Consider the following 14,426-nt stretch of genomic DNA (forward strand, 5'->3'; position numbering starts at 1 on the left):
TTTGGGAGGAAAAATGCCACAGGGGTTATCAACAATCCCTAAGAAGTTTTAAAGAATATGCGCCAATTCTTTACAGATGTATTCAAGAAAACGCTCGTCTGCTTCCGAAAAAGGATCAGGGGTATGGGAGTCGATATCGAGCTGGCCGATGTTCACTCCATCCACAAAGATGGGAATGACTATTTCTGCCTTTACGTGAATACTACAGGCGATGTAATTATCCTGAGCAGCTACATCGGGCACCACAAAATTCTCATTGCTAAGGGCTACCTGTCCGCAAATCCCTTTACCAAAAGGAATGATTGTATGGTCTGTGGGATCCCCGGCATAAGGACCGAGTTTCAGTTCTTCCCGATCCCCGTTTTTAAAATAAAAGCCAACCCAGTCATAGGAGGGCACTTCTTTTTGCAGGAGGTCGCAGACCTGCTGAAGGCGTTCGGTTACCGCTAGTGAGCTATCCTGAATAATGCCAAGGGTCTTTGGCTTTAGTGCTTCGTACATCTTTTGAAAAATTGAGACTTCCAAAGTACAAAAGAATCTGTTTTGCGAAGGGATAGAAATAAAAAAAACCGGTGGGGTAACCCCACCGGTTTTCAAATTTGATTCAGGACTGATTTACATCATTCCAGGCATTCCACCGCCTCCCATAGGTGGGCCGGCAGGTGGCAAGTCTTCTTTGATGTCGGTAAGTGCGCACTCAGTCGTGAGGATCATACCAGCTACAGAAGCTGCATTTTCCAAAGCGATTCGGGTCACTTTCTTAGGATCGATGATCCCGGCCTTCATCATGTCTACGTATTTCTCAGATTTGGCATCATATCCGAAGTCTCCTTTTCCTTCATGAACCTTGCTGACCACTACAGAACCTTCTCCTCCTGCATTCTCAACAATGGTGCGTAGCGGGGATTCAATCGCCCGGGCTACAATAGCCAGTCCGGTTTCTTCGTCAGGGTTTTCCACACTCACTTTGGAAAGGACTGTTTTGGCCCGAACAAGGGCAACGCCACCTCCTGCGACAATACCTTCTTCAACAGCTGCACGGGTTGCGTGTAATGCATCGTCCACCCTGTCTTTCTTCTCCTTCATTTCAACTTCGGAGGCAGCTCCAACATACAATACGGCCACACCTCCGGCCAATTTGGCAAGGCGTTCCTGAAGCTTTTCCCTGTCGTAGTCAGAGGTAGTCGTTTCGATCTGAGATTTGATCTGGTTCACACGAGCCTTGATGTCCTTGGCCGATCCGGATCCGTTGACAATTGTCGTGTTATCTTTATCAATACTCACTTTTTCGCAAGTCCCCAGCATTTCTACAGAAGCGTTTTCAAGGGTGAAGCCGCGTTCCTCTGAAATTACAGTACCCCCTGTAAGAATGGCGATATCTTCAAGCATCGCTTTTCTGCGGTCTCCGAATCCAGGTGCTTTGACGGCTGCAATTTTCAGGCTGCCGCGCAACTTATTCACAACCAGGGTCGCAAGAGCTTCTCCGTCTACATCCTCTGCGATGATCAACAAAGGTTTTCCGGACTGGGCTACAGGTTCCAGAACCGGGAGCAAGTCCTTCATTGTAGAAATCTTCTTGTCAAACAACAGGATGTAAGGGCTGTCGAGTTCAGAAATCATTTTCTCTGAATCGGTTACAAAGTATGGAGAGAGATATCCGCGGTCGAACTGCATTCCCTCGACTACATCCACATAGGTATCTGTACCCTTGGCCTCTTCCACAGTGATAACTCCTTCTTTACCAACTTTTTTGAAGGCCTCAGCGATCAGATCCCCAATGGCTTCTTCATTATTGGCAGAAATAGAAGCTACCTGCTTAATCTTATCAGATGAGTCACCTACTTTTTTGGACTGCTTGTCCAGATTTAACACAATGGCCTCAACGGCTTTGTCAATCCCGCGCTTGAGATCCATGGGATTGGCTCCCGCGGCCACATTTTTAAGGCCTTCTTTAACGATAGCCTGGGCGAGAACGGTTGCAGTAGTGGTTCCGTCTCCGGCAAGATCATTGGTTTTAGAAGCTACTTCTTTTACCATTTGAGCTCCCATATTTTCAAGGGCATCTTCGAGCTCGATTTCCTTGGCTACAGTAACCCCATCCTTAGTTACAACAGGAGCCCCGAAAGACTTACTGATAATAACGTTCCGTCCTTTTGGACCCAGGGTTACTTTAACGGCATTGGCCAGGGCATTCACTCCCCGTTTCAGTCCGTCTCTTGCTTCAATGTCAAAGGTTATATCTTTTGCCATAATACTGTCTGAATTTTTGTTGGATTAAAATAGGCGATACGCTGTATCACCGGTAACTGTTTCCGAATGATTAAATAATTGCAAGGATGTCGCTCTCACGCATCATCAGGTAATCTGAACCATCGAATTTAAGCTCAGTGCCAGAGTACTTGCCATAGAGCACAGTATCTCCTTCTTTTACAGTCATATTCTCATCTTTGGTTCCGGGCCCAACCGCTACAACTTTTCCTTTTTGCGGTTTTTCTTTTGCAGAATCCGGAATAATGATGCCAGATGCTGTTTTGGTCTCGGCAGCCATGGGTTCAACCAGGACACGGTCCGCCAATGGTTTGATGTTTACTTTAGCCATATTAATCGCTTTTAATTTGATTTTAAGTTTTGCTCTTGGGAGGCACAAACTGTGCCAGCCCCAAAAAACTGACAGTTTGTTTAAACAAAAATGCCAGCTTGTCATCTAAGCTGGCATTTTGTGATTTTTCACTGCATTTATTGCAGGGTATCCAAAGGACTGCTGCCTTCCTGGGCCGGCAATTCTTCAGGGATTTCTTCGGGGAGCGTTTCCGGAACGCTTTCAATACCATCCTGCTGAAGCAGCTTGGATTCGGCTTCCTGATAATTAGATTTCAGGGCGACGTTCGAGAGCAGGATAAGGACAATGAGTATGGTCGCCAAAGTCCAGGTGGATTTATCGAGGAAATCCCCCGTTTTCTTTACGCCACCTACAACCTGGTTTCCACCACCGCCAAAAGATGACGAAAGTCCACCGCCTTTAGGGTTTTGTACCATTACCACGAGCATCAACAACAGACACACAATAATGATCAGGATTAAGAATATCGAAAAAGTGCTCATTAGAATTATTGCGATTTTTTGGCGCGGAGTTTCTCCACCGCCTGAATTTGGTCTGCAAAGAAACTACTTTTTTCCGGATATTTCAAAATCAGTATACGGTAAGCCTGGATTGCCTTTTTGTACTTCCCCTGTTCCAGATAAACTCTTGCAAGGGTCTGGGTCATCAACTGTTTTTTATCGAGCTTCAGGGATTCCTCAATATCGACTTCAGGGACATCCGTAGCCCCTGGTTTCATTTTTGGGTTGTCTGCTATAAAGCGGTCTATGAGTTCGAATTTCTTTTTTCGCTTACCGTCAGAAGGCCGGATCGGATTTTGATTTTCATCCTCCCCGGTATTTTGGGGTTCTTGCTCCTGCGGGGACCGGGTCATATGGGTGAGCTGTAACCACTGCGAAAAAGAATGGCGCTCATTTTTAGTGAACTCCAGAGGGGTGCCGATCTGCAGTGTTTTTTTGGCGTCTTCCTTGGCCGCCTCAAGGGTTTTGTCCATTTCCGGATCCTTGGACCTAAAGAGTTTCGGGTCCAGGATTTTATCTGCTTCCTGGGTATTGCGGGGCAGGGGACTGTCTTCTTCCTTTTCGATCATGTCGGTATCCCGTCCGAGATTCGGCACCACTTCTTCAGAGATAATCTCCTGATCCTCCAGGGCGTGTTTGCCTGAGATGGCATCGGCAATGCGGTTTTGTATAAATTCCTCAGAGGTAATCAGATCAAAAAGTACTTCCCGGTCGCTGGTGCAGGCGGCGGTGTGTTTGAGTGCCTGATTGTATTTATAGCTATTGAGGTGCTTGAGGCCATAGAGGTGTATAGCCCGGGCCGCCTGAAACCATGGATACGCCTCGATCAGTTCCTCGATTTGTTGGGTCTGATCTGAGGTTTTAACCTCTTTGGGATCCTTTAGCAGGTATGTAAAGTCGGAGACATTCATTAGTTTACCAGTCTGCCAGGGAGCGGGTAAAAATATCCTGGTTTATACGCTCAAAAATTTCCCTGTGGGCTTCATCCCGCACAGATACGAGCTGTGCACTACCCGGATAGTCGTAAAAGAAGGAGAAACGTTGCTCAAAATTGGTGTCCTCCTTGGTATTGTTGTAAAAACGGACGTTGACACTTATTGTCAATCGGTTCTGGGCTGCTCGTTGCTCTGCTGTTGCCGTCATCGGCGAGACACGGTATTCCACAATTTCACCTTCGTAAACAAGGTCACCGTTGGAACTGACCAGGTCCAGACTCGTCTGGTTCAGGATTAGGTCCTGCAGGGACAAGGTGTAATCCCGGTCCAGTCCGGGGTCAAAAACAGAACCAGGACTCTGGGAAGCGTAATTCTGAAAATAGTTTACCTGGAAGGTTTGTGCCGATCCGACGTCCCCTCCCGTAAAGTTATAGGCGCCGCACCCGATCAGCATCCCCAGGGCCAGAAACGAAATAAGCAGTCGGTCAAAAGATTTAAACCAATTCATGACAATTAAGGTTACAGGTCGTATTGTTTGATTTTCCGATACAGAGTCCTTTCTGAAATCCCGAGTTCAGCTGCTGCAGCTTTGCGTTTACCTTTATTCCGCTCCAGGGATTTGGCAATCAGTTCAATCTCTTTTTGTTGAAGCGACAGGGTTTCTTCCTCCTCGATTTCCTCGGCAAAATGATATTTGTCCCCGGATGGCCTCTGGGAGACAGGAGCACTTACATCCAGTTCGGTGCGGGCCGGCGGCAAGACGGCTATAGCGGATTGTTCTTCGGTTTCAGATTCGTTGTTGCCGTATATTTTTTGAATCAGCTGTTCGTTATCTTCCTGAACCTGCTGGGCGTCATCGTGTTTGAGGAGCTCCAGGGTCAGTTTTTTCAGATCATTCAGATCCGATTTCATATCGAAAAGCACTTTGTAAAGGATTTCGCGCTCATTGCTGAAATCGCCCTGCCGACCCTGACCGCTTGGTATGACTGCAGGCAGGTTCACAGATCTTGCATCTTCCGGAAGATACGATTTTAGTTTTGCAGCCGTGATGTTGCGTTCTTTTTCAAGGACCGAAATCTGTTCGGCTACGTTCCTCAACTGCCGTATGTTTCCCGGCCAGCGATAGTGGATCAACAGGTCGCGGGCTCCATCATCCAGGCGAATTGTGGGCATCTGGTACTTCTGTGCAAAATCAGAGGCAAATTTCCGAAAGAGCAGGTGGATGTCTTCTTCCCTGTCCCGCAGGGGAGGCAGGTGTATTTCTACAGTGCTCAGGCGGTAGTAAAGGTCCTCCCTGAATTTCCCTTCCCGGATGGCTTCCAGCATATTCTGATTCGTGGCGGCAACAATTCGCACATCGGTTTTCTGAACATTGGAAGACCCTACTTTTAGGAATTCCCCATTCTCCAGAACCCGCAGGAGGCGTACCTGGGTTGTCAGGGGAAGCTCCCCCACCTCATCCAGGAAAATCGTTCCTCCGTCCGCCTCTTCAAAATATCCGCTTCGGGTCTGAGTGGCCCCGGTAAAGGCCCCTTTTTCATGACCGAAAAGTTCACTGTCAATAGTTCCTTCGGGTATGGCACCACAGTTGACGGCAATGTACTTATTGTGCTTCCGGTGCGATAAGGAATGGATGATCTTCGGGATCGATTCCTTTCCCACCCCGCTTTCCCCTGTAACAAGGACCGAAATGTCGGTAGCGGCAACCTGAATCGCCTTTTCAAGTGCCCTGTTCAGGTGGACATCATTCCCGATTATTTCAAACCGCTGCTTTATGCTTTGGAGGTTACTCATTTATTGGTTGTTTTCGGAGTAACTCACTGCATTCCCCAAAAGGGTTGCGGAAGTGCACTCCTCAATTTTCACATTTACGAATTCTCCTTTTTTGTAATGCAATTTGGGAAAGACCACAACGGTATTCTGGGAATTTCGCCCCATCCAGTGTGCGTCCGATTTTTTAGAATCCCCTTCGATCAACACCTCCGTTGTCTGACCCACTGACTGCTGATTGCGGTACAGGCTGTGCTTTTGCTGAAGGGCTATGATTTCCTGCAGTCTTCGCTTTTTTACCTGTTCGGGTACATCATCTTCAAGTTTTCTTGCGGCAAGCGTACCCGGGCGTTCCGAATATGCAAACATGAAACCGAAATCGTACTTCACAAACTCCATCAGGGAAAGTGTCTGTTGATGATCCGCTTCCGTTTCGCCGGGGAAACCAGCAATCATGTCATGGCTGATTCCGCAGTCCGGGATGCGTTTTCGAATCTCCCGAATCAACTCAAAATACTCCGCCCGGGTGTGGAGGCGGTTCATGGCCTTTAAGATCGTGTCACTCCCGCTTTGTACCGGCAGGTGTATGTAATTGCATATGTTTGGATGCCGGGCCATGGTGTCGATAACATCAAGGGTCATGTCCTGGGGGTTCGAGGTGGAAAAGCGAATGCGCATTCCGGGTTGCGCTTTGGCAACGCGATCCAGGAGTCCGGAAAAAGTTACGGCTGTGGCCTGTTGGATGGCGCTTGCGTTGCTGAAATCTTTCTTCAGTCCACCCCCGTACCAGAGATAACTGTCTACATTCTGCCCAAGCAACGTGACTTCTTTATATCCGCGGTCCCATAAATCTGTGACCTCATCAAGAATAGACTGCGGATCCCTGCTGCGCTCTCTTCCCCGGGTAAACGGTACTACACAAAAGGTACACATGTTATCGCATCCACGGGTAATGGACACAAAAGCGGTGACCCCATTGCTGCCCAGGCGCACCGGTGCCACATCCCCATAGGTTTCTTCCTTGGATAGAATTACATTGACGGCCTGTTGACCTTCGTCGACTTCTTTAACCAGGTTCGGAAGGTCCTTGTAGGCATCTGGACCGACCACCATATCTACAATTTTTTCCTCTTCAAGGAGTTTGTGTTTCAAACGCTCCGCCATGCATCCCAGTACACCGACCTTTAAGCCGGGGTTCACTTTTCTGGCTGCGTTGAATTTTTCAAGCCTTTTTCTTACCGTTAATTCGGCCTTCTCCCGAATGGAGCAGGTATTGACCAGGATAAGGTCTGCTTCCTCCATTTGCTGGGTTGTGTTAAACCCTTCTTTGGTGAGGATCGCAGCTACGATCTCACTATCAGAAAAATTCATCTGACAGCCATAGCTCTCGATATAGAGTTTCCGCGTGTTGGCATCCGTTCCTTTAAGCGATACCGGGGTGCCCTGAAGTTCTTCTTTGAGTAGCTTCTCCATAATGCAATGCCTTTCTCTTCCTTTAGAAAGGGCATCAAAGATACGGCATTATAAGATTATGACAATTTGACAGATGGAAATTTCGCAATGTTCTTCTTCCATCCTTTTAATCCTCCCACTCCAGCAAACGCACCTCCCCGCCTTTCACAATGTCATTGATTTCGCCTATACCTTTGCCGACAAGGCGGTCCAGTGCCTGTAGTTCAGTGGCTAATTCAGCCTTAACCTCCTCGAAGAACTCCAGTGATTGATCCGTGGGAGGGTAATCCCCCCTCTGGGAGTCGGCCATTAAAAAGGCCAGTCGGTTATTGATTCGGATGCCATAATTCAGGGGGTCTTGCCGGCTCTGATTCTTGGTCATATGGATGTTGTTTTCGATACGGGACAATTCGGTCTCGAATTGGGCAATCTGTGCTGTAAGCTCGGTATTGGATCCGGCCTTGGCTTTTAAATAGTCCAGATCCGTCTTCAGGGCCTGAATCTTTCCTACGGCTCCATTGGCCCTGGAGACCTGGTCCCGCACGGCACTCAGAAAATCAAATTGTTTCTGATAATCCGCATCGGTATTGGGTAGTCTGGGGTCTTTCCATACCTCGAGAGGAACTTCCTGGGCAGTGCCGTTGTAGGTCAATCGCACAGTATAGGTTCCGGGCACCGCTTTCGGGCCCACGTTGGGTGAGGAATACAATACCATTCCTTCAAAACTTCTGAATCCCGGGTAACGCATATCCCATATAAAGCGGTTGCTCCCCGACCTGACCTCGAGGGGCTTTACAGCTGAGGGATTGTGTTTTTCTTTCTTAGCCTTGTTGGAAAAACCCTGTACGACCTGACCTTTTGAATCCAGAATCTCAAGGGTTAAGACATCACTTTCTTTGAGCTCCTTTATCGTATAATGTATAAGGGCCCCGTTTGGGTGGTTCTCACCTTCGAGCTTAAGGTTGGGTCTTCCCCATCCGGATTGCTGCATCCTGTAAGCCCCATCCGGGGTGAAGAGATGAAAGTTGCTATTTGCAATGTCATCGCTTAGCTGTTGTATGGGCGTCAGGTCGTCTATCATCCAGAAACTCCTGCCATGAGTTGCGGCGATCAGATCGTTATCCCTCACGTGCAAATCCCTTATGGCAGTCACCGGAAGATTTAGCTGAAAGGACTGCCAGCTGTTACCGTCATCAAAGGAGATAAACATCCCCCATTCGGTCCCGGCGTACAACAGGCCTTTTCGTGTTTTATCCGAGCGGATGGCCCGGGTGTAATAATTGGACGGAATGCCATCTGTGATCAATTTCCAGGACTTTCCGTAGTCCTGTGTTCGGTACAGGTAGGGGGTGTAGTCTCCAAATTTATAAGAGGTTGCAGCAACATAGGCCGTACCCTTTTCAAAGGGACTTGGTTCAATGCAGTTGATCATATTGAGTTTTGGGGAAAGGCCCTCAGGAGGCGTGATATCCTCCCAATTTTCTCCGTTGTCACGGGTGATGTGGATGAGTCCGTCATCACTACCCACCCAGATAACCCCTTGTTCATTTGGGGACTCCGCTATGGCAAAAAGGTTCGAATAGAATTCCGCCCCTGTATTATCCTGTGTTATGGGGCCGCCTGAAGATTCGATGGTTTCCGGGAGTCCTCTGGTGAGGTCTGGCGAGATCACCTTCCAGGACTGTCCTTCGTTCTCGGTCATGTGAAGGAAGTTGGAGCCGGCATAAAGTCGATTCGAGTCGTGGGTCGAAAATCCTATCGGAAAGTTCCAGTTAAAACGATATTTCATAACCTCGGCTCCGGATCCCGCAGGGTTATCCGGCCATACATTGACCGAGCGGGTTTGATCAACGGAGTGATCGGTTCGCATCATATATCCTTTGTAGGTGCCTCCGTACACGATGTCACTATTATCCGGATCGGGGGCAAGGTGCGCGCTTTCGCCTCCTGCAGTGGCCTCCCAGTCTCTTTCTCCTATTGAATTCCCGGAGGTACGATGCTGTATCCGGATGGTTGAATTATCCTGCTGGGCGCCATAGATGCGATAGGGGAAATGGGTATCTGTGGTGACCCGGTAAAACTGGGCGGTGGGCTGGTTGTGGTACGTGCTCCAATTTTCACCCCCATCATTCGATACCTGTGCCCCTCCGTCGTCCGCAATTACCATCCGCTGATTGTTATTGGGATCTATCCAGAGATCGTGGTGATCTCCGTGGGGGGCATTTTTAAGTTCGAAGGTTTTTCCGCCATCTCTGGAAACCCCATAACTTACATTCATCACGTAGACGATGTCCTCATTCTGTGTGTCCGCATAAATCCGGCTGTAATACCAGGCGCGCTGGCGCAGCGCCCTGTTCTGGTTGATGCGTTTCCAGGAGCTGCCTCCGTCCTCAGACCGATAGACCCCTCCGTCTTCAGCTTCGATGATCGCCCAAACGCGGTTTGAATTCTGAGGAGATACCGCAATCCCGACAATCCCCCAGGGGAACCCCGGCAGACCCGAGGATTCCGAAATATCTTTCCAGGTATCCCCTCCATCGGTACTCTTGAACATGCGGCTGTCCGGTCCACCACTGTCCATTCGATAGCCATTTCTTTTCATCTGCCAGGTGGATGCGAACAGGATTCTTGGGTTATTCGGATCCATAATAAGATCTCCTGCCCCGGCCTTATCGCTTACGTACAGTATTTTCTCCCATGACTTCCCGCCGTCCTTACTGCGATACACGCCCCGGGTTTCATTAGGGATCCAGAGATTTCCGATGGCTGCCACATAGACGATATCCGGATTCGTGGGATGAATTCGAATGCGCGCGATATGCTCAGAGCCTTTCAGACCAATAAATTCCCAGGTTTTTCCCGCATCCGTGCTTTTCCAAAGGCCATTTCCGGAAGAGACATTTCCCCTCAGTGTTTGTTCACCTTCCCCTACATATATAATATTAGGGTCTGATTCCGATACAGCGATGGCGCCGATGGATCCGCCGTAATACCCGTCGGAAATACACTGCCAGCTGCTGCCGGCATCCTCTGTTTTCCATACGCCTCCACCGGCAGTCCCCATATAATAAAGACTGGGGTTACCGACAACCCCGCTAACCGTGCCCGCACGACCCCCTCTGAAAGGCCCTACAAGTCTCCATTGTACCGAGTTGTAAAGAGATTCATCATAGCTTTGCCCCTGTGATGCTTTTTTCTTGCGCTGTGCTTCGGTCGACTGGACGGAGAAACATACGAGTAGTAAGGCTAATAGGTAGGGAATTGTTCTCATGTTGGTGTTTTTTCAGCCCTCAAAATACACAATATTTCCGCGTAATCAACACGGGAATAGATAAGGGAAATCTGTTGTAAGAAGTCTGGGGTGTCTTCCGGGTTATTTCGCAAGACTCGGGGACCGCAGATACAGAAATCAGAAAATTGCCCTACTTTTGTTTTCCAAAATCCATAAACATGGCCAAAAATTTGGTGATTGTAGAGTCCCCTGCAAAGGCAAAGACCATCGAGAAGTTTCTTGGTAAAGACTTTAAGGTGACCTCCAGCTTTGGCCATATCGCAGATCTGCCCTCCCGTGAACTCGGGGTGGATGTAGATAACAATTTTGTGCCGAAGTATGTCGTGGATAGCGATAAGAAGGCCCTGGTTAAGAAACTCAAAGACCTGGCATCCAAGGCTGAATTAATATGGCTGGCCAGTGATGAAGACCGTGAGGGGGAGGCCATCTCCTGGCACCTGGCTGAAACCCTCGGACTGGATTCGGACCGGACACGCAGGATTGTTTTCAACTCCATCACTAAGAGTGCCATTCAAAAAGCGATAGAGAACCCGAGAAGTATCGATTATAATCTGGTCAACGCCCAGCAGGCCAGGCGTATTCTCGACCGGCTTGTCGGATATGAACTCTCTCCGGTACTCTGGAAAAAAATTAAGCCCGGCCTCTCTGCAGGCAGGGTACAGTCCGTGGCCGTACGACTGATCGTAGAGCGGGAACGGGAGATTGAAGCCTTTACCCCGGTAAGTAGTTTCCGTGTGGTAGCCGAATTCCGTACCGAAGCAGGTGTGGCCTTTACCGCCCGTATGGGTAAATCCTTTGGAACTGCAGAAGAGGCGAGAAAACTCCTGGAGGAATTAAAAGGTGCGAAATTCGAAGTGTCTTCCCTTGACACCAAACCGGCTACCAAGTCACCTTCCCCGCCGTTTACAACATCAACCCTTCAGCAGGAAGCTTCACGCAAATTGTATTTTTCAGTCTCCCGCACCATGCAGGTGGCTCAAAGGCTCTATGAAGCAGGACTCATAACCTATATGCGTACGGACAGCGTCAACCTTTCCGGGGAAGCCATTGAGGCGGCTAAAAACGCCATTGTGACCAATTACGGGGATTCCTACAGTAAGACCCGGAAGTTCAGTTCCAAGTCCAAAGGTGCACAGGAGGCCCACGAAGCCATTCGCCCAACGGATATGAGCCTTCAGAGTCCGAATCTGGAGCGGGATCAGGCCAGACTGTATGAACTGATCTGGAAGCGAACCCTTGCCAGCCAGATGAGTGACGCCCGTTTGGAACGCACACAGGTGGGGATTTCAAACGACAGCAACAGCGCAGAGTTCAGTGCCAAAGGAGAAGTGATTAAATTCGATGGATTCCTCAAAGTCTACCTAGAAGGTAAAGATGAGGAGGATTCGGAGGATCAGGACGGCATGTTGCCGGAACTGAAAACGGGACAGGCGCTCACGCCGGATTACATCACGGCAACCCAGCGTTTTTCACGTCCTCCCTACAGATATACTGAAGCTTCCCTGGTTAAAAAGTTAGAAGAACTGGGTATCGGACGCCCGTCCACCTACGCACCGACAATCTCGACAATTCAGAACAGGGGCTATGTGGAGAAGGGCAGTGTTGAAGGCAGTCCGAGGGAATACCTGCAATTCCTCCTCGAGTCGACCAAGATTTCCGAAAAGAACCTGACGGAAACCGTAGGATCTGATAAAGGAAAACTGGTCCCGACGGATATCGGGATGATCGTCAATGACTTTCTTGTGAGTCATTTTGAAAATATCCTGGACTACAATTTTACGGCCAAGGTTGAAAAGGACTTTGATGATATAGCTACCGGAGAGGAAGACTGGCAGGTTATACTCAAGGATTTTTACAAGGATTTTCATCCGATTGTAGCAGAAGTGGAAGAGAATGCGGAACGCGCCAGCGGGGAAAGGGTACTCGGTGAGGACCCAAAAACCGGCCGACAGGTTGCGGCAAGGCTCGGACGTTTTGGACCCATGGTACAAATAGGTACGGTAGATGAAGAGGATAAGCCCCTCTTTGCAAGTCTGTTGCCCCACCAGTCCATTGGCACGATTACCTATGAGGAGGCCATGGACCTTTTTAAACTTCCCAGGAGCCTGGGTGAATTTAAGGGTGAGGAAGTGGAGGCCAATGTGGGGCGTTACGGTCCTTATATAAGGTATGGTAAAAAATTCGTCTCCCTGGAACCGGGGCAGAGTGTTTTTGAGATAGACATGGAAGAAGCTGCAGTGCTCATTGAGGCCAAGGAAAAGGCAGATGCCCCGATTGCCATGTATGAAGGGAAGGAAGTAACCCGTGGAAAAGGGCGTTTCGGACCCTTTATTAAATGGGATGGCATGTTTATCAATGTCAATAAGAAGTACGACTTCGACAATTTAGGGGAAGCTGATATTTCCGAACTCATCGAGGCCAAAAAGAAAAAAGAGGCTGAAAAGCTGGTTCGGGAATGGCCGGAGGAAAAAATCCGCATCGAAAAAGGACGTTGGGGCAGGCATCAGATCATCAAGGGCAAGACTAAGGTGGATTTGAGTAAAGATGTGGACCCGCTGGGTGTAAGTCTCGAACAAGCAATCGAGCTTCTCGGAAAGAAAAAAAAGAAAAAGTAAACCTAAAGTGCAGGGTAGGCGTTAATGGCATTTGATTTTTTAAAACCCGTAAGCAAGCGCGTTCTGGCGCACTGCGAAATGTTGCCTTCTCAGGCTTTGGGGCAACACGTCTACAAACATACCGATCAGGAAGGACTTCCCGTCCTTGCAGGAGCCACCTTTGCGCTAATCGGTGTTTACGAATCCCGGAATGCCTTTGAGAAGAAAGTCCACAGGTTGGATCTGGATGAAATCCGCCTGCAATTCTATAAGTTGATGCAGGGAAATTGGGATCATTCAATCCTGGATCTTGGCGATATTGAAGAGGGTGACTCTGTAGAGGACACCTATTTTGTCCTGAAGGAAATTTCAGCGGCGCTCCTCGAAGAAAAAATCATACCTATTATAATAGGTGCTACCCAGGACCTGACGTTTCCGTGTTACAGGGCTTTCGATGGGATCATGGATATGATCAATCTGGTCTCAGTGGATTCCAGGTTCGATTTTGGGGTAGCCGACGAGCTCATTTCCTCCAACACCTATATGAGCCGTATTATTACGGATAAACCCAACAACCTGTTTAATTTCTCCAATCTGGGTTACCAGACCTATTTCAATGCCCAGGAGGAAATCGACCTGATGGATCGCCTTTTTTTTGACGCGTATCGCCTGGGCGAAATCGCACAGGATATTTCTCTGGCTGAACCTGTGGTTCGCAACGCCCACCTGGTAAGTATAGATGCCCGTGCGGTCAGGGCAATGGAGATGGGTCAGGCAAATTCCTTTTCCCCCAATGGATTTACAGGTCGCGAAATTTGCGCCATAACCCGTTATGCCGGAATGGGAGATTCCATTTCCCTTCTCGGTATCTTTGAGATTGAGAATAATATGCAGTCTTTTCAACTGGTGGCCCAGATGATCTGGTACTTCCTGGAGGGACATAACTTCAGTATTATCGAGCGGCCCGTTGAATCGGATCCCGATTTTACCAAATACCTGGTTCCCTGTGAATCTGAGGAACTTGTTTTTTTTAAAAGTGCTCTTTCCGAAAGATGGTGGGTAGAAGTTCCAAACCTTCCCGTCGTATATACTAAATCAAACTCCCCCGCGTTATTACCATGCACCGAACAGGACTATTTGGATGCTTGCAACCAGAATATACCTGAAAGGTGGTTCAAAGCCTATCGAAAGGGCTTTAACTAAACCAAATTTTTTTATGGCCGTCAGGCAGAATCGTACAATAAATTATTCAATTTTTAGTTT

At 48.6% G+C, this 14,426-nt stretch carries 11 protein-coding genes; 2 read left to right on the forward strand and 9 right to left on the reverse strand.

The annotated features are described in order from the left end of the window. Window positions 1-48: 48 nt before the first annotated feature. The 9 genes from QU605_RS08625 to QU605_RS08665 form a co-directional block, all read right to left on the reverse strand. Entirely contained in the window at window positions 49-501 is a 453-nt protein-coding gene (locus QU605_RS08625; protein WP_289724885.1) for a GAF domain-containing protein, read from the reverse strand. Between the two features lie 114 nt (window positions 502-615). After that, window positions 616-2,250, reverse strand: a complete 1,635-nt coding sequence (gene groL, locus QU605_RS08630; protein WP_289724886.1) for a chaperonin GroEL — start codon at window positions 2,248-2,250, stop codon at window positions 616-618. Window positions 2,251-2,320: 70 nt separating this feature from the next. Beyond that, complete coding sequence (locus tag QU605_RS08635; RefSeq protein WP_289724887.1) at window positions 2,321-2,599, reverse strand: co-chaperone GroES; 279 nt, start codon at window positions 2,597-2,599, stop codon at window positions 2,321-2,323. 137 nt (window positions 2,600-2,736) lie between these two features. Beyond that, window positions 2,737-3,102 carry a preprotein translocase subunit SecG gene (gene secG, locus QU605_RS08640; protein WP_289724888.1) on the reverse strand — a complete coding sequence of 122 codons (366 nt, stop codon included), beginning with the start codon at window positions 3,100-3,102 and terminating at the stop codon, window positions 2,737-2,739. Window positions 3,103-3,107: 5 nt separating this feature from the next. After that, window positions 3,108-4,031, reverse strand: coding sequence for a tetratricopeptide repeat protein (locus QU605_RS08645; protein WP_289724889.1), 924 nt, complete (start codon window positions 4,029-4,031; stop codon window positions 3,108-3,110). 4 nt (window positions 4,032-4,035) lie between these two features. Continuing rightward, window positions 4,036-4,563: an LPS assembly lipoprotein LptE gene (lptE, locus tag QU605_RS08650; RefSeq protein ID WP_434967918.1), complete on the reverse strand. Its 528-nt coding sequence runs from the start codon at window positions 4,561-4,563 to the stop codon at window positions 4,036-4,038. 11 nt (window positions 4,564-4,574) lie between these two features. After that, window positions 4,575-5,849: a sigma-54 interaction domain-containing protein gene (locus tag QU605_RS08655; protein WP_289724890.1), complete on the reverse strand. Its 1,275-nt coding sequence runs from the start codon at window positions 5,847-5,849 to the stop codon at window positions 4,575-4,577. Beyond that, window positions 5,850-7,298, reverse strand: a complete 1,449-nt coding sequence (gene miaB, locus QU605_RS08660) for a tRNA (N6-isopentenyl adenosine(37)-C2)-methylthiotransferase MiaB (RefSeq protein WP_289724891.1) — start codon at window positions 7,296-7,298, stop codon at window positions 5,850-5,852. A 106-nt stretch (window positions 7,299-7,404) separates the two neighbouring features. Then, window positions 7,405-10,548 carry a WD40/YVTN/BNR-like repeat-containing protein gene (locus tag QU605_RS08665; protein WP_289724892.1) on the reverse strand — a complete coding sequence of 1,048 codons (3,144 nt, stop codon included), beginning with the start codon at window positions 10,546-10,548 and terminating at the stop codon, window positions 7,405-7,407. Window positions 10,549-10,727: 179 nt separating this feature from the next. Here QU605_RS08665 and topA point away from each other — a divergent pair, with 179 nt between their 5' ends. Beyond that, window positions 10,728-13,184, forward strand: coding sequence for a type I DNA topoisomerase (gene topA / locus QU605_RS08670; protein ID WP_289724893.1), 2,457 nt, complete (start codon window positions 10,728-10,730; stop codon window positions 13,182-13,184). A gap of 24 nt (window positions 13,185-13,208) precedes the next feature. Beyond that, window positions 13,209-14,366 carry a formimidoylglutamase gene (locus QU605_RS08675; RefSeq protein ID WP_289724894.1) on the forward strand — a complete coding sequence of 386 codons (1,158 nt, stop codon included), beginning with the start codon at window positions 13,209-13,211 and terminating at the stop codon, window positions 14,364-14,366. Window positions 14,367-14,426: the final 60 nt, after the last annotated feature.

Origin of the sequence: Robiginitalea aurantiaca (genome assembly GCF_030380815.1) — a bacterium.
Lineage (GTDB): Bacteria > Bacteroidota > Bacteroidia > Flavobacteriales > Flavobacteriaceae > Robiginitalea > Robiginitalea aurantiaca.

What these genes read in the sequence shown, in the direction of transcription:
- QU605_RS08635 (WP_289724887.1), bottom strand. Translation starts at nt 2,599, where the DNA reads ATGGCTAAAGTAAACATCAAACCATTGGCGGACCGTGTCCTGGTTGAA.
- lptE (WP_434967918.1), bottom strand. Translation starts at nt 4,563, where the DNA reads ATGAATTGGTTTAAATCTTTTGACCGACTGCTTATTTCGTTTCTGGCC.
- QU605_RS08645 (WP_289724889.1), bottom strand. Translation starts at nt 4,031, where the DNA reads ATGAATGTCTCCGACTTTACATACCTGCTAAAGGATCCCAAAGAGGTT.
- topA (WP_289724893.1), top strand. Translation starts at nt 10,728, where the DNA reads ATGGCCAAAAATTTGGTGATTGTAGAGTCCCCTGCAAAGGCAAAGACC.
- groL (WP_289724886.1), bottom strand. Translation starts at nt 2,250, where the DNA reads ATGGCAAAAGATATAACCTTTGACATTGAAGCAAGAGACGGACTGAAA.
- QU605_RS08675 (WP_289724894.1), top strand. Translation starts at nt 13,209, where the DNA reads ATGGCATTTGATTTTTTAAAACCCGTAAGCAAGCGCGTTCTGGCGCAC.
- QU605_RS08625 (WP_289724885.1), bottom strand. Translation starts at nt 501, where the DNA reads ATGTACGAAGCACTAAAGCCAAAGACCCTTGGCATTATTCAGGATAGC.
- secG (WP_289724888.1), bottom strand. Translation starts at nt 3,102, where the DNA reads ATGAGCACTTTTTCGATATTCTTAATCCTGATCATTATTGTGTGTCTG.
- QU605_RS08665 (WP_289724892.1), bottom strand. Translation starts at nt 10,548, where the DNA reads ATGAGAACAATTCCCTACCTATTAGCCTTACTACTCGTATGTTTCTCC.
- QU605_RS08655 (WP_289724890.1), bottom strand. Translation starts at nt 5,849, where the DNA reads ATGAGTAACCTCCAAAGCATAAAGCAGCGGTTTGAAATAATCGGGAAT.
- miaB (WP_289724891.1), bottom strand. Translation starts at nt 7,298, where the DNA reads ATGGAGAAGCTACTCAAAGAAGAACTTCAGGGCACCCCGGTATCGCTT.